Here is a 22,717-nt window from a genome sequence, read left to right as displayed (position 1 = left end):
GCGGTCTCGTCTTGTATGCGATAGTCTGCCAATTGCTATCGCAAACCAGCCAATCCATATGCCCAGCCTCCAAGACTCCGGACCCCTGCGTGCAGGCAAGGCCTCCGCCTATGTGGAGACGCTGACGCCCCATCTCTACATACCCACGGCTCAGCGCCCGGTACGCGCCAAATGTCGCTGGCTGGAGGCAGACACCCAGGTCAGGCCCCACCGTCATCCCTGGGGGCAGCTGGCGATCTCCACCACGGGCACCATCCGCCTGACGGTGGCGCAGGGCACCTATATCGTGCCGCCGTCGCGTGCGCTGTGGGTGCCGCCTGGCATGGAGCATACGGTGACCATGGTGGAAAGCGCCGATTTGCGCACGCTTTACTTCTTCCAGTCTCATGGGCATTGCGGCCCCGATGTCGGGCCCGAGCAGGAGGCTGTCTGGCGTCAATGTCGGGTGCTCAATGCTTCGGACCTGCTGCGTGCCGTGGTGCGAGAGCTGCCCACCCTGCCCGATGACAGCCTGCAGCTGTCCGAGCAGGACAGGGCGCGCGAGCACCATCTGAGTGAGCTGCTGCTTGAGGAGCTGCGCCGCGCCAGCGCTGTGCAGCTCGGCGTGAACCTGCCCCAGGACAAGCGCCTGCGCCTGCTGTGCGAGGCCGTGCTGGCCGACCCGACGCGCAACGAGACGCTGGAGGACTGGGCACGCGATACCGGGGCCAGCCCGCGCACCGTGGCGCGGCTGTTTCGCCAGCAGCTGGAATGCAGTTTTACCCAGTGGCGTCAGCAGGTGGTGCTGGCCCATGCCGTCAGTCTGGCGGCGCGCAACTGGCCGATTCAGCGCATTGCGGCCGAGCTGGACTACAGCCCCAGCGCCTTCAGCGCGATGGTGCGCCGCACCGTCGGCATGCCGCCGGCGCAGTTCTTCGGCATGCACACCAAGGTCACGGCTGCCAGCGATTGATTTGACAGCGCTGCGGGTCTTCTCTTCCCGTCTCTGGGGGCCTGCGAAAAATTTTTGCGGCGGCATGGAATGAAAGCAGCAGGCCAGCGCTCTTTATCACCATGATCTTCTCTGCCGAGTCGCGCTACAACCAGTGGGTGCGCGAGCATTACCGCTTCTTGCTGCGCAGTGCCTGGGCACTGACGGGCTCGCGCGCCACGGCCGAGGATGTGGTGCAGGACTGCTTCACCAGCGCCTGGCGTTTTCGCAACCAGCTGCGCGACCAGAGCATGGCCCGGGCATGGCTGTTCCAGATCATGCGCCGTCATGCCTTCAGGCATTTCGATCCCGGGCAGCTGCAGGCTCAGCCGCTGGAAGAATCCTGTGAGCAGGGCGTGAATCACCATGAGGCACTCGATGTGCAACTGGACGTGGTCAAGGCGCTGAGCCGCATTGCCCCCATCCATCGCGAAGTGCTGGTGCTGTACTACTTTGACGACATGCCCACGGCCCAGATGGCCGAGGCGCTGGATATTGCACCGGGCACCGTGCTCTCGCGCCTGGCGCGGGCCCGTGAAGCGCTCAAGACGGTGCTGCAGGAGCCGGCGCGCCATCCCGCCGGGGCCGCCATCGAATCTTGCGCTGCTGCCAGCGTGATACCGCTGAGAAAGCGCGCACCATGAAACACCAAGACCGCCCCGAAGACACCGATTTCGACCTGCGCGCCCGTGCCGAGCTGGCGCTGGCCTTCGAGCCCGGCGAGCCGCCGGCCCATTTGCTGCGCCACACGCCCTGGTATGCCCGCCGTGGGCTGCAGGCATTGTGTGCGGCAGCGATCCTCGGCAGCGCCGCGTGGGGCAGCGTGCTCGGCCTGCGTCCGCCGCAGATGGTGCGCTCGGCCATCGAGCATGAGTACTACGAGCGCACGCTGCGCGGCCAGTTCATCGCCGAGGCCGAGATGGCCCGGCACATGGACTGGCCCGCCGACCGCAAGCTGCCCGGCTACACCCAGCTCATGCGGCCCTGCGACATCGACGGCAGCCGCGCCTATCACCTGACCACCTTTTTCGAGAAAGGCGGCATCGTCACCGTGCTGGCCTTCGAGCAGCCCCAGCGGATTGCAGACGGCCAGGGCTGGTGGGCCAACAGCTACTGGCAGGTGGTGCGCTCGCGCGAAGGCCGCCCGCTGGTGCTGATTGCGCAGAAGAAACAGGCTCTGGCCGTGGCATCACGCGCCCTGGGAGCCCCCGAGAAAGTCGATGGCTGAACCGGATCTATTCACCACAAACAACGAGGAGACATCATGCAACAACCCACATCCCTGCCGCGTCGTCGCCTGCTCGCGGGTAGCGCCAGTGCACTGGCTGCGGCCGGTCTGGCCAGCTTCCAGGGCCAGGCCGTGGCACAGGCAGCTGCGCCTGCCGCCAAGCCTCTGCCCGGCTATGCCGGCTTCAAGAATGCCGATGCCGTGATCGTGCACAGCTCCACCACCATCGAGACCCGGCGCAGCGCGTTTGGCTCCAGCGTGGTCACTCCCACCAGCCAGCTCTATGTGCGCAACAACCTGCCGACGCCGCCCGAGAGCATCGTGGCCGACCGCGATGCATGGGCGGTGCAGATCGATGGCGTGAACCGGCCTCGTCAACTGAGCCTGCGTGAACTCAAGACCATGGGACTGGAGACCGTGACCATGGTGCTGCAATGCTCGGGCAACGGCCGTGGCTTCTTCCCCTCCAAGCCCAGCGGCACGCAATGGACCGTGGGCGCTGCAGGCTGCGTGGTCTGGAGCGGTGTGCCCGTGCGCGATGTGGTCAAGGCCCTGGGTGGCGTGGCCGGCGGCATGCTCTACATGACGGGTACGGGCGGCGAGGTACTGCCTGCAGGCCTGGACCCCAAGAGCGTGCTGGTGGAGCGCTCCGTGCCCCTGTCGGCCATGGAAGACGCGCTGCTGGCCTGGGAGATGAACGGTGAGCCCGTGCCACTGGCCCATGGCGGACCGCTGCGCCTGATCGTGCCGGGCTACACCGGCGTGAACAACATCAAGTACATCAAGCAGCTGGCCTTTACTGCCAATGAAAGCGAAGCGCACATCATGTCGCACGGCTACCGCATCTCGCCTCCGGGCAGCAAGGGCGATCCCAGCCAGCCGTCGGTGCAGGAGATGAGCGTCAAGTCCTGGATCAACAGCCCCATTCCCGAAGACGGAAACCGGGCCGCTGGGCTAGTACAGATTCAGGGCGTGGCCTTTGGCGGCATGCATGCCATCAAGGGGGTGGAGGTCTCCATCGACGGCGGCAAGAGCTGGAAGCAGGCCCGTCTGGTGGGCCCCGATATGGGCCGCTATGCCTGGCGTCAGTTCGTGCTCCCGGCCCAGCTGCCCAAGGGCACCTACCAGCTGGCCAGTCGCGCAACCGACGTCAGGGGCAATGTGCAGCCCGAGACGCGTGGTGAAAACCAGAGCGGCTACAACAACACCAGCTGGGCCGACCACGCGGTCACCGTCACCGTGGCCTGAGCGCCGCACTCGCTGCCCATGCCAGGCGCCGAAGAAGGGGCCCGGCCATGGCTATCCAAACCACGATGCATCGCATTTCCCCAAGAACAATGATGAAGACAAAACCCACCCTCGCTGCCCTCTTGCTGACCATCCTGGCAGGCACTGCCGCCCATGCCGATCAGGCCGCCCAGATGGCGCGCGGCAAAGAGCTGTTCACCACGGCTGCCGTCCCTGCCTGCGCGGTGTGCCATACCCTCAAGGATGCCGGAGCCGAAGGTGCCATCGGCCCCGTGCTGGACGAGCTGCAGCCCGATGCAGCCCGTGTGGCACGTGCCCTGAAGGATGGCATCGGTGCCATGCCCTCCTTCAAGGCCACGATGAGCGAAGCCGACATCGCTGCTGTTGCTCTCTATGTGAGCAAGGCCAGCGGCGCAGCCAAATAAAGCGGTTCAGCCGCGTTCTGCGCCATCCAGCGGCATGGCGTAGATCCAGACCTTGTGGCGGCTATTGCCTTGCAGGCAGGCCGTCGCTTCCACGCCGGGCAGCTGGAAGTCCAGGCTGACCAGCCAGCTGCCGGGCTGCATCTCGGTGGCGGCCTTGACGGCGGCGCGGCCCATGCTCTCGGGCCGCTGGAACAGATAGACCAGCTGATAGCCGCTCCAGTCGGCCAGCCAGATATCGCCCCGCCGCACGCGTGCCCAGGGGCAGCGCAGGGCGCTGGCAATCACCAGCGGCCAGCTCCACTCCAGGCCCTGGAGACGGGTCTGCGGCAGCTCGCTGCGCAGCGCGCGCAGGCCGTCGCCCATGCCGCAGCCGGCATCCAGCACCTGTGCCTGGTCGGGCAGCCTCACGACCTTTGCCAATCCTTTGAGCGCATGCAATGGCGTCGGAAAGACGGGAGCATCGCGCCAGGCATTGAGCGGGTAGATCAGCAACAGCAAGGCCAGCGGCAGCAACCATCCCCATGCGGGCAGCTGGCTGGCGCTGAGCACCAGAAACGACAGCGGAAAGCCTGCGGCAATCAGCAGGCGGCGCCACCAGCTGTTGCCCCAGAGACTGGCGGCCGAGCTGGCGGCACCCGCCAGCAGCAAGGCCAGCCACCAGACGACGATATGGCCGAGCGCAAAGAAGGCGACCCAGGCCAGCAGCCACGTCAGCAGCGCAGGCAGAGGCCATACCAGGAAAGACGATTTGTTTTCCATCAGATTGTTAATTTTGTGAAGGATCTTATGCAGGTGTGCGACCGGGTGATGCAACGCAAGTACTCACTGCATCGCCACTTGTATATTGTGCAAATTACCCCCCCAAGGAGGGGTATGCGGGCGTTCATCTCGCCGTAAAAATTACCATTTTTTGCTTATGTATACTTTTCGGCTTTCACCGGCGGAAAATCAAGAGGAGTGATTCATGCGCCTGGCTCTACCAAGCCTTTCATTGGCAGCTCTTGCGCTGACGGCATGCGCGGCACAGACGCCGCAGGATCAGCTGGCACCTGCGTCGCCTACGGTGCGTCTGTGCGAAGGCAACAACTGCTCCGAGCTGCCGCGCAATGTCGCGACCTTCCGTGGCGAGCCGGTCAATCCGGAAGCTGAACGCCGCCAGGCGGCCCTGGTGCAAAGGGCCGAAGCCGATCTGCAGAAAACCCAGGCCGATCCTCGCGCGGCCTACGACCTGGGTCTGCGCTATCTGCGCGGCGACGGCGTGGAGCGCAACAGCTATCAGGCCATCGAGTGGATGCGCAAGGCCGGCGATGCCGGTCATGGCCCGGCCCAGTTCGCGCTCGGCCGCCTGTATCTGCTGGGCTTTGAAGAAATGGGTCCGGACCCCGCCGAAGCCGAGGCCTGGCTGTCGCGCGCCGCCGCCAAGGGCTTCAAGGAAGCCAAGTCTCTGCTGCCCCAGGCGCAGGCCGCCAAACAGAATGCTCATGCTCGCTATCAGGCCATCGAGGACGAACGCAAGTCCTGGAATCGCTGGTACGTGAGCGCGCCCTACTACCTGGTGTGGGGCTCGTCGGGCTGGTATTACCGCTGAAGCGCGTCGAGCGCCTCAACATTTTTCATTTGTAGAAAGCATCTCTATGTCCAAGAAGACAACGCTGCGTCTGGCAGCCATCGCATCGGCCCTGGCACTGGGCGGTTGCGTGACCCCCGGCGGCGGCACCATTTCCACCGGCACGGCTCCCACGGCTGCCACCGGCGCAGCGGGCGGCGCCACCAGCGTGAATGCCAACGCTTCTCTCGAGCGTTGCGACGCGCCTCTGGGCACGCTGGCCGTGGACGACGGTCGCGGCAAGGAGTGGTATGCGAGCTTCGGCGCGGCCACCAAGATCACCACCATCGAGCCTCTGATCCGCCTGGCCGTGCAGCAGTCCAACTGCTTTGTGATCACCTCGGTGGGCAACAACCGCACTGAAAGCAAGATGTCGGCGATCACCGACAAGCAGCGCAATTCGGGCGAATTCCGTGCCGGCTCCAGGCAGCAAAAGGGCCAGCGCGTGGCCGCTGACTACTACATGGAGCCCTCCATCATCATCGACAACGATGCCACCGGCCAGCTGGCTGCCGGCGTGGGCGGTCTGTTCGGCAACGTGGGCACGCTGATCGGCGGCGCCATGCAGAGCAAGGCTTCGGTGGTGACGCTGAGCATGTTCGACATCCGTTCGGGCGTGCAGATCTCCATCTCCGAAGGCAACTCCACGGCGACCAACTTCGGCGCTGCACTGGGTGCCTTCGGCGGCGGCGTGGGCGGCGGTCTTGGCGGCTTCTCGCGCACACCCGAAGGCAAGGCCACCGTGGCTGCCTTCATGGACGCCTACAACAATATGGTGATCTCGCTGCGCAACTACAAGGCGCAGGAAGTCAAGGGCGGCCTGGGTCGCGGCGGTCAGCTCAAGGTCGGCAAGTAAAGCGTCGATCCGAGAACAGAAAAGGGCCTGCAACTGCAGGCCCTTTTTTCATGGTTGGCGCACTTTCAGCCAGCGTGAGCAAGGCTCACTGCAGCTGAAAGATCTTGCCCGGGTTCAGGATGTTCTTGGGGTCCAGAGCCTGCTTGATGGCACGCATCATCTGCACCGCACCGGCTCCCGCCTCTTCGAGCAAAAAGCCCTGCTTGTGGATGCCGATGCCGTGCTCGCCCGTGCAGGTGCCGCCCAGCGCAATCGCGCGTGCCACCAGCGTGTGGTTGAGTTGCTCGGCCTGCTCGCGCTGGGCGTCGTTGTCGGGGTCGATCAGATAACCGAAGTGGAAGTTACCGTCGCCCACGTGGCCGACCAAGAAGTAGGGGATGCCGCTGGCATCGGCCTCGGTCACGCATTCCAGCAGCGCATCGGCCAGGCGGCTGATGGGCACGCAGGCATCGGTGGTGATGCAGCGGCAGCCGGGCACGCTGGAGACGGCCGCGAAATAGGCGTTGTGGCGTGCGGTGAACAGACGCGTGCGGTCCTCGGGGCGCTCGGCCCATTCAAAGGCATTGCCGCCGAATTCATGGGCAATGTCCTGAACCATCTCGGCCTGCTCCTTCACGCCCGTGGGCGAGCCGTGGAACTCCATCAGCAGCATGGGCTCCTCGCGCAGGGACAGCTTGCTGTAGGCGTTGACCATGCGTACGGAATTCACATCGACCAGTTCCACGCGAGCAATGGGAATGCCCATCTGGATGGTCTGGATCACCGTGTGCACGGCGTTTTCGATGCTCGAAAAAGAGCAGATGGCTGCGCTCACCGCTTCGGGCAGCGGGTAGATGCGCAGCGTGATCTCGGTGAAGATGCCCAGCGTGCCTTCGCTGCCCACCAGCAGACGGGTCAGGTCGTAACCGGCAGCGCTCTTCTTGGCACGGTTGCCGGTACGCACCACTTCGCCATTGGCCGTCACCACTTCCAGGGCCAGCACGTTCTCGCGCATGGTGCCGTAGCGCACGGCATTGGTGCCGCTGGCGCGGGTCGAGGTCATGCCGCCGATCGACGCGTCGGCACCGGGATCGATGGGGAAGAAGAAGCCGGTGTCCTTGATGGCCTCGTTCAGGGCCTTGCGCGTGATGCCGGGCTGCACGGTGATGGTCAGGTCTTCGGTGTTGACCGAGAGCACGCGGTTCATGCGGCTGACGTCGATGGTGATGCCGCCCTGCACGGCCAGCAGATGGCCTTCCAGCGACGAACCGGCGCCATAGGCAATCACGGGCACGCCGTACTGGTCGCAGAGCCTGACGGCGTCCTGCACGTCCAGGGTGGATTCGGCAAACACCACGGCTGCCGGCGGGGGCGCGGCAATCGCGCCTTCGTCGCGGCCATGCTGCTCGCGCACGGCCAAGGCCGTGGAGCACTGGCTGCCGAAACGTGTTTGCAGAGCCTGCAGAAATTCTTCGGGGATGGGGCGCTGCACGAAATCGGGCTGCAGCGAGGTATGGGCAACGGGTGCGTTCATCGGGGTCTCCAGAGGAGAAAAAGAATACCACCAGGTCCCATCCGGGCGTGTACGTATTGCGCACTAGGCCAGGGCGCAGGAAGCGGCGGCGGCTGGTTTTGCGCATGCCTTGGCAGACATCGTGGCTTTCGCGGCAGCGCAGCCGCCTTGTGCGAGCACATAGATAAGTTTCGCCCTAGCTAATGAGAATTCAGTGTTTAGGGTTTGTGCCGGGTGTGCCTATATTGGCAAGCCTCATGGCGTGCGCTGCAGAGCTCGCTTCAAACCAAAAAAGCAGTTCGGAGGGCGGAGCTATGCGCGATACGGGTCGCAGATCATTCATTCAGGGGCTGGCCGGGGTGTCGGCGGCAGGAATGCTGGGCGGGGCATGGCATGTGGGTGCCGCGCAGACGCAGGCCTGGCCAACGCGGCCCATCAAACTGGTCGTCACCTTTCCGCCGGGCGGTTCCAGCGATATCGTGGCCCGGGTGCTGGCTCCCGCGCTGGCCGAGAAGCTGGGCCAGAGCGTGGTCATAGACAACAAGCCCGGTGCGGGCTCGTCGATTGGCGCGCAGATCGTGGCGCACAGCGCTAACGACGGCTACACGCTGCTGGTATCCAATTCGGCGGCACTGTCGATAGCGCCATCGCTGCTGCAAAGCCCTGGCTACGACCCCTTGCGCAGCTTCGAACATCTGGCCTACATCGGCGCAGTGCCCACGGTGTTTGCCGTGCACCCTTCGGTGCCCGTCAACAGCTTGAGCGAGCTGGTGAGCTGGATCAAGGAGCAGCCTGCTCCCGTCGCCTTTGGCAGCGGCGGCGCCGCTTCGGTGGGCCATCTGGTGGGCGAGCAGTTTGCACAGACGCTCAAGCTGTCCATGGAGCATGTGCCCTACCGCGGCGCCGGCCCCATGCGTGCGGATCTGCTCAGCGGCCATATCAAGCTGGCCATCGATGCGCTGCCGCAGAACATTGCGCTGCACAAGCAGGGCCGGCTCAAACTGCTGGCGCTGACATCCTCACGCCGCGTGGCGCAGGCACCAACGGTGCCCAGCGTGGCCGAACTGGGACTGGCACAGCTGGTCTCGGAGAACTTCGTCGGCATCTCGGCACCGGCTGGCCTGCCCAGGGCTCTGGCCGAAAAAATCGCCAGCGCGGTGCGGCAGATCAGTGCGCGTCCCGAGTTTGCGCAGACGCTGGAAGCCCAGGGATTCGTGACCCGGGACATGGAATCCAAAGCCTTCACCCAGTTGATTGCGGACCAGCATCTGGCCTGGGGAGATATCGCGAAGAAAACAGGTGCAAAACTTTAAGCAGAAGAGACAACGATGAGCAGCGAGAAACTGTATTCACCCCGTAAGCCACGCTATGCCGTGGTGCTGTTTGGCCCCGAAGGACAGGGCAGTTTCAACGAATCGGGACTGCGCGGAGCGCACAAGGCCAGAGAGGCCGGCCACGAGGTCGATGTGTTCTGGGTGGCCGGCCAGTCGGCCCAGCAGCGGGCAGCCGAAATGTCCGCATTGTGCGGTGGTCGCTACGCGCTGATTCTGGCGCATGGCGGCCAGGGTGACGGTCCGGTGCAGATCCTGGCCGAGCGCTGGCCCGAGCAGGCCTTTGCGGTGACGCAGGGCAGCTGGACGGCAGCCAATGTGGCGCGTTACGAGGTGCTGCAGGAGCAGTCGGCCTTCCTCGCCGGCGTGCTGGCCAGCCAGTGGAGCAAGACGGGCAAGGTGGGCCATTTCTCGGGCGAGAAGGTGCCGCCGGGTCTGCGTGGCCGCGCGGCCTATGCGGACGGGCTCAGGCGCGCCGGTTTTGAGGGGCAGCTCGTCACCCAGTTCTGTGGTCATCAGCATCGTCCCGGCTGGGCCCGCACCTGTGTTTCGGCCATGGTCGAGCAGACGGACCTGGACATTGTGTTTGCCATGATCGATGGCGGCCGCCCCGGTGTGACGCAGGCCTGCCGCGCACATGGCGTGGCGCAGATCGGCAATGTGCTGGACTGGGTGGCGCGCGACCCCGAGGTGTTTGTAGCCTCGGCGATCTGCGACTCCGGCGAGGCCTTGTTTCGCGCCGTCGAGGACCATGCACGGGGCCTGCTGCCACTGGGTGGCTATCGTGCCTTCGGCCTCGAGGAGCCGAGTCTGGTTCGGCTGGAAATGGGGGCCGGGGTGAGTGCTGCGCAGCGCAGCCTGGTTGAAGACTGGGCGCAGCGCCTGATGCGCCGCGAGTTCGAGATTCGCCTGGACTATGCCGGGGCCGAGTTTGCCTTGCCGCAGGAGGAACTCAGCGCCGCGGCGTGATCCGGAAATCGCCGCGGCAAGGTCTCAGTACTGCTGAGCGCCCTTGTCGAATTCGGCGCGTGACAGCTGGCCGTTGCGGTCGCTGTCAATCTCTTCGAAGCGCTGGGAAATGGCGGGCAGCTGGCGCGCTTCCTGCGCACTGAGCTGACCGTCGCGATTGGCGTCGGCACGCTCGAAGGCCGCCTGCACGCTGTTCTTGGCGGTGGGGGCCTGCTGCACGCCGGTGGCCGCGCCCGATTGCACGATGCGCGCCGGCTCCTTGTTCTCGCCGGCATTGCCGCTGCCGGTTTGTGCAAAAGCCATGCCCCCGCCGAGGGTGAGTGCGGAGAACAGCACCACGCTGACGACTTCGAATGACGAGACCTTGCAATTGAGCAGATTCTTCTTGTTCATGAATGGCATTCCTTCTCTATGCGATAACAGGAGTGCATTGCACCCTGTGAGGCGGCAAAGGGCCAGCACTTTTGCCTGCTGTTGCCTCAGACTACATTTGCCTGCGGGCTGTAACGCACAATGGCGGCCGTATCTGAGGGCCGTGCCGGCCCCGAAAAATCGCAGCTTTGACAAGGGATGACTCATGGGCAACCGCCTCACGCAAATCGCCACCCGCACCGGAGATGACGGAACCACCGGCCTCGGAGACAACACCCGCGTTTCCAAGAACAGCGGCCGCCCGCATGCCATGGGCGATGTGGATGAACTGAACTCGCATATCGGTCTGCTGCTGTGCGAGCCGATGCCCCAGGATGTGCGCGACCTGCTGATCGACATCCAGCACCAGCTGTTCAACTTGGGCGGCGAGCTGTCCATGCCGGGCTATGAGCTGCTCAAGGAGGATGCGCTGCTGCAGCTCGACAACGCACTGGCCCACTACAACGCACAGTTGCCGCGCCTGCAGGAGTTCATCCTTCCGGCCGGCACGCGCGCTGCCGCGCAGGCCCATGTATGTCGCACCGTGGCGCGCCGTGCAGAACGCCAGGTGGTGGCGCTGGAGCAGGCCGAGGCCATGCGAGCCGCTCCGCGCCAGTATCTGAATCGCCTGTCCGATCTGCTGTTTGTGCTGGCCCGCGTGCTCAACCGCATCGACGGCGGCGACGATGTGTACTGGAAGAGCGAACGCCTGGCGCGCGCCCAGTCCGAGTGAGGCAGGGGCGGGAGACCGGGCATGCGTCTGCGACATATCGAAGTCTTCAATGCCGTGATGCAGACGGGCAGCGTCAGCGCGGCTGCGCGCCTCATCAACGTCACCCAGCCTGCGGTCAGCCGCACGCTGCAGCATGCCGAGTTGCAGATGGGCTTTGCGCTGTTCCAGCGCGCGCGGGGGCGGCTGACGCCGACCAATGAAGCGCTGGCCCTGTTTCCGCATATCGAGAAGTTGTTCGAGCAGCTCGACGAGGTGCAGCGTCTGGCCGCCAACCTGCGCCACGGCCAGTCGGCCGACCGGCTCAATGTGCTGACGGTGTTTGCGCTCAGCCGCGAGGTGCTGCCGCGCGCCGTGGCGGGCTTCAGGCGCCGCCATCCAAAGGTCCAGGTGCACGTGCAGGCGCTGCACACGCCGCAGGTGGTGTCGGCCCTGCTGCTGCAGGAGGCCGATGTGGGCTTCGTGATCAGCTCCGCGGGCCAGCCCGCGCTGGAGCACGAACTGCTGGCCGAGGTCGACATGTTCTGTGTGTTGCCCAAGGGACTGCTGCCGCCTTCGCGCGTGCGCGCCGAAGGCATGGAACTCAAGGATCTGGCCGAGCTGCCTGTGGTCGCGCTTGATGCGCGCGACCCGCTGGGCATGCGCCTGGGTCAGGCCTGCCGCGAGCATGGTGTGGGGCTGTCGCCCGTGGTGACGGTGCAGACCTACCATGCGGCGCTGTCCATGGCCGAGTATGGGTTGGGTGCGGCCATCATGGACGGCTGCACGGCCCTGGCGGCCGACCGGCGCCGCGTGCACGTGGTGCCGCTGTTGCCGCGCATCACCGTGGGCGTGAACGCGCTGAGCCTGCCCCAGCGCCCGGGATCGGTGCTGGCGCGTGCCATGACCCAGGAAATGCACAAGGCTCTGCGGGAGCTTCTGAGCGCCTCCTGAGCAGGCCCGCGTTCAGGCTGCGCGCATCTGCGCCGCCAGCCGCTGTGCCGAGCCGAAGGCCAGCGTCAGGCCCAGTGCACCATGGCCGGTCTGCAGCCACAGATTGCGCGGTCCGCCGCGCTGGCGGCCGGTGATGGGCAGGCCCGTGGGTGTGGCCGGGCGCATGCCGCTCCAGGGGTGCAGCGAGCCCTGCAGCGGCAACTGGGCAAAGACCTGCTGGGTGGAGCGGCGCAGGCTGTCGATACGGGCCGGATCGATGCGTGTGTCGCGGCCGATGATCTCCACCATGCCGGCCACGCGCAGGCGCTCGCCAAGGCGCGCGAACACCACCTTGCGCGCGGTGTCGGTCACGCTCACGCGTGGCGCGGCGTGGGTGTGGTCGGCCGGTATGTCCACGGTGATGCTGTAGCCCTTGAGCGGATAGACGGGAATGCGCAGGCTCAGCTGGCGCGCGTGGGCCTGGCTTTCCCAGCCGCTGGCCAGCACGTAGTGCTCGGCCTGCAGCAGGCCTGCGGCGGTGCGCAGGCCGGTGACGGCGTCGCCCTGGCGTTCGAAGCCCAGCACCTCGGTGTCGTAGCGCAGCTCGGCGCCGCGTGCGGTCAGCAGCGCCGCCAGCTGCTCACACAGCTGGCGGCAGTCGGCGGCGCTTTCGCTGGGGGTATGAACGGCGCCCGCCATGCGGCCCGCGTAGCCTGCCAGCGCGGGCTCCAGGCGCACGGCGACTGCCGCATCCACCACCTGCTGGCTGGCGCCGCCAAGGCGCGATTGCAGGGCCACCTGCCGGGCCGCGGCATCCAGGCCCTGCTGCGTTTGGTACAGCACCAGTTTGCCCGGCGTATGCAGTGCGCAGCTCAGGGACTCCTGCGCCTGCAGACTCTCGAAAATCTGTCGGCTTTCGGCGGCCAGCTTCAGCAGCGCCTGCGTGCCGGCCATGGAGGCGCGCGCATTGCAGGCGCCCAGAAAGCGCAGTCCCCAGGCCCATTGGGCGGGATCGGCGCGCAGGCGCAGGGCCAGCGGCGAGTCCTTCTCCAGCAGCAGCTGCGGCAGCATCTTCCAGATGCCGGGATCGGCCAGCGGCTGCACATAGGAATAGCTGAGCTGCGCGCCGTTGCCGCCGCTGGCGCCCGCTGCCGGGCCAGGCCCGCGTTCCAGGACCGTGACGCGGCAGCCCGCGCGCTGCAGCGCATAGGCAGTGGCCAGGCCGACGATGCCGGCGCCCACGATACAGACATGCATTGATCGTTTCTCCATGCTGTCGCACTGTAGGCCCGTGCGGGGCCAGACAGCCATGGCATTTGGCATGCAGGGTATGCACCCAGGTTATGGCCTGCTCGCGCGATGCGTGCGGCCGGTTGGCCCCCGGTCGCGGTGTTTACCCGGAGCATGGCGGTGCCTGCGCTGTCACCCATAAACCAGAGGCATGGACCAGCCCGATATTGTCATCCTCCGGAGCCGGGCGCGCTTTCTACACTGGCGGCACATCCACCACCGAAGAGGAGACACCGCATGCAACTTCACTCCACCGTGCTTTGTGCGGCACTGAGCCTGGGTTTTCTGGGCTCTGCCCATGCCGATACCCTGGCCAAGGTGCGCGACAGCGGGCGCATCACGCTGGCCTACCGCGAGTCCTCCGTGCCCTTCAGCTACCTGGACAACGGCAAGCCCATCGGCATGACCGTGGAGCTGTCGCAGGCAGTCGCCGAAGCCGTGAAGAAGGTGCTGAATCTGCCCGCGCTGGAGGTGCGCTGGCAGGCCGTGACCTCGCAGAACCGCATGCCGCTGCTGGCCAACGGCACCATAGACCTGGAGTGCGGATCGACCACCAACAACACGGTGCGGGCCAAGGAAGTGGGCTTTGCCATCAATCACTTCTACACCGGCACACGGCTGCTGGTGAAGAAGAGCTCGGGCATCCAAAGCTATGCCGACCTCAAGGGCAAGACAGCGGCCATCACCACCGGCACCACCAATCTGCAGGTGCTGCGCAAGGCCAATGCCGAGCAGGGCTGGGGCATGAACATCGTCATGGCCAAGGACCATGCCGACGGCTTTCTGCTGGTCGAGAATGACCGCGCCGCGGCCTTCGGCATGGACGACATCCTGCTCTACGGCCTGATCGCCAACGCCAAGAATCCCAAGGATTTCCACGTCGTGGCCGATGCGCTGCAGGTCGAGCCCTATGCCTGCATGCTGCGCAAGGACGACCCGCAGTTCAAGCAGCTGGTGGATGGCGTGATCGGCGACCTGATGAAGTCGGGCGCCTTCGCCAGGCTCTACGACAAATGGTTCATGCAGCCCATCCCGCCCAAGAACGCGGCCCTGGGTCTGCCCATGAGCGAGCAGCTGCAGCGCAACGTGCAGGAGCGCGGCGACAAGCCGGCGTTCTGAGATGCAGGCGGTCGGCATTCTCGGCGGCATGGGGCCTGCAGCGGGCGCGGATTTCGTGCGCCTGTTCGTGCAGGCCTGCACCCGGCATCTGCAGGGCCAGGGTCTGCCCGTGCACGACCAGGCCTATCCCGAGCACTGGCTGGTACAGCTGCCCATGCCCGATCGCACACAGGCGCTGCGCAGCGATCCGCAGTCCCCTGCGGGCCCGGCTGCGCATCTGCTGCAGGGTGCGGGCCGGCTCGCGGCCCTGGGCGTGCGCAGCGTGGCCCTGGCCTGCAACACGGCCCATGCCTGGCATGGGCAGATACAGGCGCTTTTCCCGCAGTTGCGTGTGCTACACATCGCGCAGCAGACGGCGCTGTACCTGAAGGCAGGCGGCGCGCGCCAGGCCCTGGTGCTGGCCACGGACGGCACCTATGACAGCGGGCTCTACGACGCGGCGCTGGCCGATTGCGGCATTGCCGCACTGCGGCCCGGACCGGCGGGCCGGGCCCGGCTCATGCAAGGCATCTACGAGGGCGTGAAGCAGGGCGATATGCCGCTGGCTGTGCAATGCTTCGGCGAGGCGCTGGCGCCGCTGCTGCAGCGCCATGGCGCCGTGCCCGTGATCATGGGTTGTACCGAGATTCCGCTGGCCCTTCCGCAGGCATCGCAGGCCCGCGGCGCCGAGCTGGTGGACCCGGCCTGGATACTGGCCTGCGCGTTGGCACAGGACGCCTACGCGCATTAGCTGCGACGGCAGCACGCTTGCGGAGCGGGCCAGGGCGCATCAAAAAGATGAGCTGCAACCGCCTGCGGAAAAACAAACATGGACTGAATCATTGCCAGGTTTGTTGATGGGCCAGCGATAACAGCTCATCTTTTGATGATTGCGGCAGGCGCCATGCCGGCGTGTGCTACGACTTCCGGGCGTCTTGCATCGTTGATTCCATGGCGGCCTTGTAGATGCTTTGCCGGGGCCGCTGCATCAGGCGGCGCAGCATGGGCTCGAATTCGCTCAAGGGCAGGGTCTCGGCCCGGGGATCAAAGGCCGGGTTGTCATAGAGTTCGCAGAACTCGGCCGTGCGCGTGTAGTGCGGATGCTCCCGGAACTGCTCGCGCATGTCCCTGTCCAGGCCGATGTGATGGAAGAAATAGTGACCCTGGAAGATGCCGTGATGCTGGACCATCCAGTGGTTGGCCTCGCTCACAAAGGGCTGGAGAACCGCTGCGGCTATGTCGGGGTGGTTGAAGGACCCGAGGGTGTCGCCAATGTCGTGCAGCAGTGCGCACACCACATACTCCTCGTCGCGGCCGTCGCGCAGCGCGCGCGTGGCGGTTTGCAGGGAGTGGGTATAGCGGTCCACCGGAAAGCCGCCATAGTCGCCTTCCAGCAGCTTCAGATGGGCCATCACCCGATCGGGCAGGCCGCTGGTGAAGTGTGCGAATTCGCCGCCGATCAACTGCCAGTCTTCACGCGTGCTGTCTTGCATGCGCAGAAAGTTCGCCCGTGCATTCATGCCATGTCTTTCGTGGGTTATGGTCGTTGCACTGTAGGGCGCTGGCAGGGGCTGCGCTGTCAAGGGCATGACATGCCGCCACCGCCTTGATGCGCGGATCCTGTTGGCCGCAGACGGGGGCGAGGGCTGCAGGCGTCAGTAGGTTTCCAGGTGCAGACGTCCTTCGCGCTTGAGCCTTGAGCCCAGTTCGTCCCAGCCCAGTCCTGCTTGCTGGGCCACATCACGCAGTGCCAGCACGACGCCGTCCTCCATGCTTTTGAGACCGCAGACATAGATGTGCGTGTTGTCGTCGCGCAGCAGCTCCATGAGGTCGGCCGAGCGCTCGCGCATGGCGTCCTGCACATAGCGCCTGGGCTGGCCGGCCACGCGCGAGAAGGCGAAGTTGATGTCGATGAAATCCTTTGGCAGGTTCTGCAAGGGGCCGAAATAGGGCAGCTCCTGAGGCGTGCGCGCGCCGAAGAACAGCAGCAGTTTGCCGCTGTCGAACTTGCCGCTTTTGCGCAGGCGGCGGCGCCACTCCGTCATGGCGCGCATGGGCGCGCTGCCCGTGCCGGTGCAGATCATCACGATGTGCGAGCGCGGGTGGTTAGGCATGAGAAAGCTGCTGCCGAACGGACCGATGACCTGCACCTTGTCACCTACCTGCAGATCGCAGAGATAGTTGCTGGCCACGCCTCGCACGGGCTGGCCCTGGTGATCCTCGACCACGCGTTTCACGGTCAATGCCAGATTGTTGTAGCCGGGGCGCTCGCCGTTGCGGGCGCTGGCAATCGAGTACTGGCGCGCCACATGGGGCTTTCCGCCGGCATCCACACCGGGCGGGACAATGCCCAGCGACTGGCCTTCGAGCACTGGAAAAGGCATGGCGCCGAAGTCCAGCACGATATGGTGGGTCTCGTTGTCGAAGCCGGCTTCCGTGCAGTTCAGATTGCCCACCACCGTGGCCGTCACCGGAGCCTTGGGACCATGCAGATTGGTGTAGGCATGGGCGGCAGACCAGGGCGGTGTGGTGGCGCCATAGCTGGCTGCGCGAAAGACTTCCGCAGCGCCGCTTTCGGCCAGACCGGCAGCGGCCGCAATCACGGCCTGGGCCTGGCTCAGGTCCTGCACATCGACGGCATTCTCGGTCGTCTGCGCGGCGGCCAGCACGTCGGCAGAAAGTTCTTCGGGCAGGCTCTCCCAGCCCAGTTGCTCGGTCACGCTGTAGGGCTTGCTTGTCGACACCAGGCGCCAGTTGTCGATGGAGCCGGTGGGGCAGGGCGAGATGCAGTCCATGCAGCCGTTGCACTTGTCCGCCATGACTACATAGTTGTTGTCGTCATGCGTGATGGCGTCCACGGGGCAGGTCGCCTCGCAGGTGTTGCAGCGAATGCAGATCTCCGGGTCGATCAGATGCTGCTTCAGGATGCCGTTTTCAATCAGCGTGATGGTGCTCATTTTGTTCTCCAAACCGTGGCAACCCAACTCAGTGACATCGAGCAAGGGTCGCCCCGCCGCGAGGATGTCGTCCCCCTTGGGGGAAGCGGCTCAGCCGCTCAGGGGGTATCAAAATTTCACGTACTCGAAGTCCACGGGCTGGCGATTGATGCCCATTACGGGGGGCGCAATCCAGCCGGCGAACTTGCCCGGCTCCAGGCATGGCTTCATCAGCGATGCGACAAAGCTGCGGTCGTCGTCGCTGGCCAGCCACTCGCTCTTCCTGGTCAGCCATTCCTGCTCGCTCACGGGGCGGCCGTCGGGGCTGATGCGCACGCCTGCCAGCGCGCCGATCTGGCGGTTGAAGGCCTTGTGCGGCACCGTCAGGCGAAAGTCGATGCCGGCCTTTTCCATCACCTTGTTCCAGCGGCCCACACCGGCATTGCTGTCCTTGATGTAGTCGTCGCGCAGCACCTCGTTCAAGGCGTTGAGCATGGGCACTTCCTTCTCCTGCAACTTGCCGTCCACCACTTCCAGCACCTTGTAGTTCTGCTCGTGCAGTTTGTGGTCGTCCTCGCGCTTGCCCTCTTCGTAGCGGCCCTTGAGGCCCGAGCTGTAGAAGGTGGCGGCATTGCTCGACTGGTCGGCGCCGAACAGGTCGATGGTCACGCTGTAGTGGAAGTTCAGATAGCGCTGGATCGTGGGCAGATCGATGACGCCCGCATTGCGCAGCTTGTTCACATCGTCGGTCTTGAGCTCGTTCATGACCTGGCAGGTGCGTGCCAGAACGCGCGAGACGCCGGACTCGCCGACGAACATGTGGTGCGCCTCTTCGGTCAGCATGAATTTGGTGGTGCGCGCCAGCGGGTCGAACGCGGATTCGGCGAGCGCTGCGAGCTGGAATTTTCCGTCTCTGTCGGTGAAGTAGGTGAACATGAAGAACGCCAGCCAGTCCGGCGTTTTTTCATTGAAGGCGCCCAGAATGCGCGGGTTGTTTTCATCGCCGCTCTGGCGCTCCAGCAGGGCCTCGGCTTCCTCGCGTCCGTCACGCCCGAAATGCTTGTGCAGCAGGTAGACCATGGCCCAGAGATGGCGGCCTTCTTCCACATTGACCTGGAACAGATTGCGCAGGTCGTACATGGACGGCGCGGTCAGGCCCAGGTGGCGCTGCTGCTCCACCGACGCAGGCTCGGTATCGCCTTGCGTGACGATGATGCGACGCAGGTTGGCGCGGTGCTCGCCGGGCACGTCCTGCCAGGCCTTCTCGCCCTTGTGATCGCCAAAATGAATGCTGCGTTCCTGATCCGCCGGGTTCAGGAAGATGCCCCAGCGATAGTCACGCATCTTGACGTAGCCGAACTGCGCCCAGCCCTGCGGATCCACGCTCACCGCGGTACGCAGATAGACGTCGTAGTTGGTCGATCCTTCCGGGCCCACATCGTCCCACCAGCGGATGAAGCTGGGCTGCCAGCTCTCCAGCGCACGCTGCAGCGTGCGGTCACCGCTGAGGTCCACGTTGTTGGGAATCTTCTGGCTGTAGTCGATGCTGCTCATGGGGAGTCTCCTGTGATGTTTTGCCGATTCATGAAGCCGTGTAGTCGCTTGAAACTGGTGCTGAGCGACCGGCGGACGCCGAGTCAGGGCCGTTGGCTCATACCCTGTTGAAATCGAAGCCGGCTTTCTGTCCGGTGCCGTAGAGCTTCAGCGCCCCTTTTTCGCCCACCGCGTTGGGGCGGTTGAAGATCCAGTTCTGCCAGGCCGACAGACGCCCGAAGATGCGCGTGACCATGTTTTCCTGGCTGGCGAAACGCAGATTGGCTTCGAGGCCCGTGAGCGCGTCGGGCGACATCGCGGCACGCTCTTCCATGGCGATGCGGATCTCGTCTTCCCAGTCGATATCGTCCAGTGCGGCGGTGACCAGTCCCAGCTGTTGCGCGGCATCGCCGTTGAGCGGCTTGCCAACGGCAGCGCGCGCGGCCTCAAGCGGCTCGGACTCCTCATAGAAGCGGCGCTGCAGACGGCTTTGATCGTTGACCAGCGGCAGCAGGCCGAAGTTGAAGGCATCGAGCTCGATGACGGGCTCGCGCTCGGGTTCGTCGGGCAGCACCAGCATGTAGGCGCGATCGGCGCAGAAGACCAGCTCGGCCAACATGCCGACAAAGCAGGAGCCGGGTTCGATCAAGGCGAACAGCGACCGCGACGACACATCGAGGCGTGCAAAGGTACGGCGCAGCAGGCCTGTGGTTTGCTGCACCAGCCAGTGATCGCGGTGCGTCACCAGGGTCTGGCCCGCCGCCAGCACGGCGCGCGCATCGCCCTCGGTCTTGAGAATCCAGGTGCCCACATCGAGCTCGTTGGTGCGCAGATGCAGGATGGCGTCGTCGAGCTCGCGGCCCATGGCCAGCGGCCACCAGGCGGCGCCTGCGCTTTCTATGGCTTCAAGGCTGGCGGGCTGTTCGCCACGGGGGGCCTTGACCGTGATGGTGGCGCTGCGCTTGCTGCGATCGATCTGCACGCTGACGTGTCGATAGTGCAGGCCGCCCGGGCTTTGCTCGCGTTGCAGCCTGGCAAGCTGTACGCCCTGGGCCGAAGCCGGGCGCGGGCTGCTCTCGCCCAGTGCTGCGGCACGTTGCTGCACCACCTCGGCAAACTGCGCGGGCTTGGCGATCGCATCCACCAGTCGCCAGTCCACGGCACGCTGGCCGCGCACGCCTTCCACGCTGGTGCAGAAGATGTCGGCCAGGTCGTGGCGCACATGGCGCTTGTCGGTCACGCGCGTCAGCCCGCCCGTGCCGGGCAGCACGCCCAGCAGCGGGACCTCGGGCAGCGATACCGAGGAAGAGCGGTCGTCGATCAGCACGATGTCGTCGCAGGCCAGCGCCAGCTCGTAGCCGCCGCCCGCACAGGCGCCGTTGACGGCGGCGACGAACTTGAGTCCGTCGTGCCGGGAGCTGTCCTCCATGCCGTTGCGCGTCTCGTTGGTGAACTTGCAGAAGTTCACCTTCCAGGCGTGGGACGAGACGCCGAGCATGAAGATATTCGCGCCCGAGCAGAAGATGCGCTCCTTGCCGCTGGTGACGATGACGGAGCGCACCTGCGGGTGTTCGAAGCGGATGCGGTTGAGTGCATCGTGCAGTTCCACGTCCACGCCCAGGTCATAGCTGTTGAGCTTGAGCTTGTAGCCGGGGCGTATACCGCCGTCCTCGGCAATGTCCAGCTTGAGCCGGGCGATATTGCCATCCACTTCAAACGACCAGTGCCGGTACTGGCTGGGGTCGGTGCGGTAATCGACGACGGTTTGCTGCTGCATGCTCGGCTCCTGCTGAGATGAAAAATAGTGCAGTTATTGACTAGGTGTAGGCACAATTATGCAGATGGCTCAAAAAAATGCACGCGGTTTTAGGCACTATGTTGCATGTTTTGCGTTAACTAAGGGAAATCCTTAGCTGCTCGTCAATCGCTGCACGACACTGAAATTCAGGTGTTTTTGCAAGAAATCCTTTTTCTATAAAAGGATTGAAGCTATCAATTGGAGAGCGATCGAGGCCAAGGCTGCTGGTCGGCAAACCCGGCACTGGCGCGGGATGATGGGCTGCTTGCAAAATGGCTTCACCATGCTGACCTTTGCAGATATCCAAGCCGCCGCTGCGCGCCTGAATGGCGCCGTCCTTCAAACTCCTTTTGTGGAATCACGCACGCTCTCGCAGATCACGGGGGCGCAGGTCTATCTCAAGTTCGAGAACCTGCAGTTCACGGCATCCTTCAAGGAGCGCGGCGCGCTGAACAAGCTGCTCATGCTCAGCGATGCCGAGCGCGCACGCGGCGTGGTCGCCATGAGCGCGGGCAACCACGCCCAGGGCGTGGCCTATCACGCGCAACGTCTGGGCTTGCGTGCCGTCATCGTCATGCCGCGTTTCACCCCGGGTGTGAAGGTGGAGCGCACGCGCGGCTTCGGCGCCGAGGTGGTGCTGCATGGCGACACCTTGGCCGAGGCCCGTGCCCATGCCTACCAGCTGGCGCAGGAGCAGCAGCTGACCTTTGTCCATCCCTATGACGACGAGGCGATTGCCGCCGGCCAGGGCACGCTGGCACTGGAAATTCTGCAGGCCCAGAACGATCTGGATGTGCTGGTGATTGCCATTGGCGGCGGCGGCCTGATCGCGGGCATCGCGACGGCGGCCAAGGCCATCAAGCCGGGGATCGAAGTCGTGGGGGTTCAGACCCAGCGCTTTCCTTCCATGGTCAATGCGCTGCGCCATACCGATCTGCCCATGGGCACGTCGACGATTGCCGAAGGCATTGCGGTGACCCAGCCAGGCCTCATCACCCAGGAAGTGGTGCAGCGCTGCGTGGATGATTTGCTGCTGGTGGACGAGGGCGATATCGAGCAGGCCGTGCTCATGCTGCTGGAGATCGAAAAGACGCTGGTCGAAGGCGCGGGCGCGGCAGGCCTGGCGGCTCTGCTGCGCTATCCGGCGCAGTTCAAGGGCAAGAAGGTGGGTCTGGTGCTGTCGGGCGGCAACATCGACCCCATGCTGCTGGCCGCCATCATCGAGCGCGGCATGGTGCGCTCCGGCCGTCTGGCCCGCATCCGCGTCAGCGCGCGCGATGTGCCCGGCGTGCTGGCCCAGATCACCACCACCGTGGCCGCTGCCGGGGCCAATATCGAGGAGGTGCACCACCAGCGTGCCTTCACCATGCTGGCCGCGCAGAATGTGGAGATCGAACTGGTGCTGCAGACTCGCAATCAGCCCCATGTGGAGCAGGTGCTGCAGGCTCTGCGCGCGGCGGGCATGGAAGCCGAGCGCATTGGCTGATGTGCTCGCTGGCGGGCTTTCCCCTAGCGGGTGACAGCGGCCTCTGCGCCAGAATGCCTGTCAACCATTGTTGAAAGGAGCATTGATCGCATGTCACATGATCCCGCCGTCGACCACGAGCCGCAGGATGCGGCCGAAGCCGTGGTTCCCTACATCCCCGTCATCATTCCGGCCGCCGGTGCGGTGATGATGTTTCTGCTGGCCTTCATTGCCGTGAACATGGCCTGAGGCCGACACCTGCTCAAGGCATTCCAACCCTGGCTGACCCAACCCCGCGATGCGGGGTTTTTTTATATCCGAACACGTCATCAATGTTTGAAATGCACATACTTTGATGCATAAGATGCATAGTTATTGCCAGTGAATTGCTGACAAATTCGAAGCCCCTCCCTAGAATC

At 64.9% G+C, this 22,717-nt stretch carries 24 protein-coding genes; 15 read left to right on the top strand and 9 right to left on the bottom strand.

The window, feature by feature from the left end; all coding sequences use genetic code 11:
- The first annotated feature begins 58 nt into the window (after positions 1-58).
- The 5 genes from ACLBXN_RS17395 (at position 59) to sorU (ending at position 3,871) form a co-directional block, all read left to right on the top strand.
- Positions 59-952: an AraC family transcriptional regulator gene (locus ACLBXN_RS17395; protein WP_447612958.1), complete on the top strand. Its 894-nt coding sequence runs from the start codon at positions 59-61 to the stop codon at positions 950-952.
- A gap of 101 nt (positions 953-1,053) precedes the next feature.
- On the top strand, positions 1,054-1,614 hold the full coding sequence (locus ACLBXN_RS17390) for an RNA polymerase sigma factor (protein WP_447612957.1): 561 nt from the start codon (positions 1,054-1,056) through the stop codon (positions 1,612-1,614).
- Positions 1,611-2,198 carry a hypothetical protein gene (locus ACLBXN_RS17385; protein ID WP_003059950.1) on the top strand — a complete coding sequence of 196 codons (588 nt, stop codon included), beginning with the start codon at positions 1,611-1,613 and terminating at the stop codon, positions 2,196-2,198. Before ACLBXN_RS17390 ends, ACLBXN_RS17385 begins: the two co-directional genes overlap by 4 nt.
- 36 nt (positions 2,199-2,234) lie before the next feature.
- Complete coding sequence (sorT, locus tag ACLBXN_RS17380; protein ID WP_447612956.1) at positions 2,235-3,446, top strand: SorT family sulfite dehydrogenase catalytic subunit; 1,212 nt, start codon at positions 2,235-2,237, stop codon at positions 3,444-3,446.
- 89 nt (positions 3,447-3,535) lie between these two features.
- The gene (gene sorU, locus ACLBXN_RS17375) at positions 3,536-3,871 is read left to right on the top strand and encodes a SorU family sulfite dehydrogenase c-type cytochrome subunit (protein ID WP_019042914.1); all 336 of its coding nucleotides are present in this window, start codon (positions 3,536-3,538) and stop codon (positions 3,869-3,871) included.
- Positions 3,872-3,877: 6 nt separating this feature from the next.
- Here sorU and ACLBXN_RS17370 read toward each other — a convergent pair whose 3' ends face one another.
- Complete coding sequence (locus ACLBXN_RS17370; RefSeq protein WP_447612955.1) at positions 3,878-4,630, bottom strand: class I SAM-dependent methyltransferase; 753 nt, start codon at positions 4,628-4,630, stop codon at positions 3,878-3,880.
- A 205-nt stretch (positions 4,631-4,835) separates the two neighbouring features.
- On the opposite strand from ACLBXN_RS17370, the gene ACLBXN_RS17365 reads away from it, so the two are divergent.
- Both ACLBXN_RS17365 and ACLBXN_RS17360 read left to right on the top strand, forming a co-directional pair.
- Entirely contained in the window at positions 4,836-5,459 is a 624-nt protein-coding gene (locus ACLBXN_RS17365; RefSeq protein ID WP_003059943.1) for a tetratricopeptide repeat protein, read from the top strand.
- Between the two features lie 46 nt (positions 5,460-5,505).
- Positions 5,506-6,333, top strand: coding sequence for a hypothetical protein (locus ACLBXN_RS17360; protein WP_003059942.1), 828 nt, complete (start codon positions 5,506-5,508; stop codon positions 6,331-6,333).
- An 85-nt stretch (positions 6,334-6,418) separates the two neighbouring features.
- Here the strand turns inward: ACLBXN_RS17360 and ACLBXN_RS17355 are convergent, their stop codons facing one another.
- Entirely contained in the window at positions 6,419-7,846 is a 1,428-nt protein-coding gene (locus ACLBXN_RS17355) for an FAD-binding oxidoreductase (RefSeq protein WP_211458135.1), read from the bottom strand.
- A 293-nt stretch (positions 7,847-8,139) separates the two neighbouring features.
- Between ACLBXN_RS17355 and ACLBXN_RS17350 the strand changes: the two genes are divergently transcribed.
- Positions 8,140-9,138 carry a Bug family tripartite tricarboxylate transporter substrate binding protein gene (locus tag ACLBXN_RS17350; protein WP_447612954.1) on the top strand — a complete coding sequence of 333 codons (999 nt, stop codon included), beginning with the start codon at positions 8,140-8,142 and terminating at the stop codon, positions 9,136-9,138.
- A 15-nt stretch (positions 9,139-9,153) separates the two neighbouring features.
- The gene (locus tag ACLBXN_RS17345; protein ID WP_447612953.1) at positions 9,154-10,125 is read left to right on the top strand and encodes a BMP family lipoprotein; all 972 of its coding nucleotides are present in this window, start codon (positions 9,154-9,156) and stop codon (positions 10,123-10,125) included.
- Positions 10,126-10,149: 24 nt separating this feature from the next.
- Here ACLBXN_RS17345 and ACLBXN_RS17340 read toward each other — a convergent pair whose 3' ends face one another.
- Positions 10,150-10,518, bottom strand: coding sequence for an EF-hand domain-containing protein (locus ACLBXN_RS17340; protein ID WP_043003328.1), 369 nt, complete (start codon positions 10,516-10,518; stop codon positions 10,150-10,152).
- Between the two features lie 184 nt (positions 10,519-10,702).
- On the opposite strand from ACLBXN_RS17340, the gene ACLBXN_RS17335 reads away from it, so the two are divergent.
- Both ACLBXN_RS17335 and ACLBXN_RS17330 read left to right on the top strand, forming a co-directional pair.
- Entirely contained in the window at positions 10,703-11,269 is a 567-nt protein-coding gene (locus ACLBXN_RS17335; RefSeq protein ID WP_447612952.1) for a cob(I)yrinic acid a,c-diamide adenosyltransferase, read from the top strand.
- Between the two features lie 21 nt (positions 11,270-11,290).
- Positions 11,291-12,199, top strand: a complete 909-nt coding sequence (locus ACLBXN_RS17330; protein WP_043003249.1) for a LysR substrate-binding domain-containing protein — start codon at positions 11,291-11,293, stop codon at positions 12,197-12,199.
- Between the two features lie 12 nt (positions 12,200-12,211).
- On the opposite strand, the gene ACLBXN_RS17325 is transcribed toward ACLBXN_RS17330, so the two are convergent.
- The gene (locus ACLBXN_RS17325; protein WP_447612988.1) at positions 12,212-13,435 is read right to left on the bottom strand and encodes a D-amino acid dehydrogenase; all 1,224 of its coding nucleotides are present in this window, start codon (positions 13,433-13,435) and stop codon (positions 12,212-12,214) included.
- Between the two features lie 270 nt (positions 13,436-13,705).
- Between ACLBXN_RS17325 and ACLBXN_RS17320 the strand changes: the two genes are divergently transcribed.
- Positions 13,706-14,587, top strand: coding sequence for an amino acid ABC transporter substrate-binding protein (locus ACLBXN_RS17320; protein WP_447612951.1), 882 nt, complete (start codon positions 13,706-13,708; stop codon positions 14,585-14,587).
- A 1-nt stretch (position 14,588) separates the two neighbouring features.
- Positions 14,589-15,317, top strand: coding sequence for an aspartate/glutamate racemase family protein (locus tag ACLBXN_RS17315; RefSeq protein ID WP_447612950.1), 729 nt, complete (start codon positions 14,589-14,591; stop codon positions 15,315-15,317).
- Between the two features lie 166 nt (positions 15,318-15,483).
- Here the strand turns inward: ACLBXN_RS17315 and ACLBXN_RS17310 are convergent, their stop codons facing one another.
- The 5 genes from ACLBXN_RS17310 to ACLBXN_RS17290 form a co-directional block, all read right to left on the bottom strand.
- Complete coding sequence (locus ACLBXN_RS17310) at positions 15,484-16,086, bottom strand: HD domain-containing protein (RefSeq protein WP_050873095.1); 603 nt, start codon at positions 16,084-16,086, stop codon at positions 15,484-15,486.
- Positions 16,087-16,221: 135 nt separating this feature from the next.
- Positions 16,222-17,523 (bottom strand): benzoyl-CoA 2,3-epoxidase subunit BoxA, encoded by a 1,302-nt coding sequence (gene boxA, locus ACLBXN_RS17305; RefSeq protein WP_447612949.1) that lies wholly within the window; start codon positions 17,521-17,523, stop codon positions 16,222-16,224.
- A 108-nt stretch (positions 17,524-17,631) separates the two neighbouring features.
- The gene (boxB, locus tag ACLBXN_RS17300; protein ID WP_253232862.1) at positions 17,632-19,056 is read right to left on the bottom strand and encodes a benzoyl-CoA 2,3-epoxidase subunit BoxB; all 1,425 of its coding nucleotides are present in this window, start codon (positions 19,054-19,056) and stop codon (positions 17,632-17,634) included.
- Positions 19,057-19,153: 97 nt separating this feature from the next.
- Positions 19,154-20,812 carry a 2,3-epoxybenzoyl-CoA dihydrolase gene (gene boxC / locus ACLBXN_RS17295; protein WP_447612948.1) on the bottom strand — a complete coding sequence of 553 codons (1,659 nt, stop codon included), beginning with the start codon at positions 20,810-20,812 and terminating at the stop codon, positions 19,154-19,156.
- A 115-nt stretch (positions 20,813-20,927) separates the two neighbouring features.
- Positions 20,928-21,176, bottom strand: a complete 249-nt coding sequence (locus ACLBXN_RS17290; RefSeq protein WP_447612989.1) for a hypothetical protein — start codon at positions 21,174-21,176, stop codon at positions 20,928-20,930.
- Here ACLBXN_RS17290 and ACLBXN_RS17285 point away from each other — a divergent pair.
- Together ACLBXN_RS17285 and ACLBXN_RS17280 are read left to right on the top strand one after the other, a co-directional pair.
- On the top strand, positions 21,117-22,319 hold the full coding sequence (locus ACLBXN_RS17285; RefSeq protein WP_211458127.1) for a threonine ammonia-lyase: 1,203 nt from the start codon (positions 21,117-21,119) through the stop codon (positions 22,317-22,319). The genes ACLBXN_RS17290 and ACLBXN_RS17285 overlap by 60 nt on opposite strands.
- A 90-nt stretch (positions 22,320-22,409) precedes the next feature.
- Positions 22,410-22,547: a hypothetical protein gene (locus ACLBXN_RS17280; RefSeq protein ID WP_167007454.1), complete on the top strand. Its 138-nt coding sequence runs from the start codon at positions 22,410-22,412 to the stop codon at positions 22,545-22,547.
- Positions 22,548-22,717: the final 170 nt, after the last annotated feature.

The organism is Comamonas sp. C24C, from assembly GCF_053345995.1.
The sequence above is the reverse complement of the archived record's forward strand: the minus strand, read 5'-3'. Positions and strand labels throughout refer to the sequence as shown.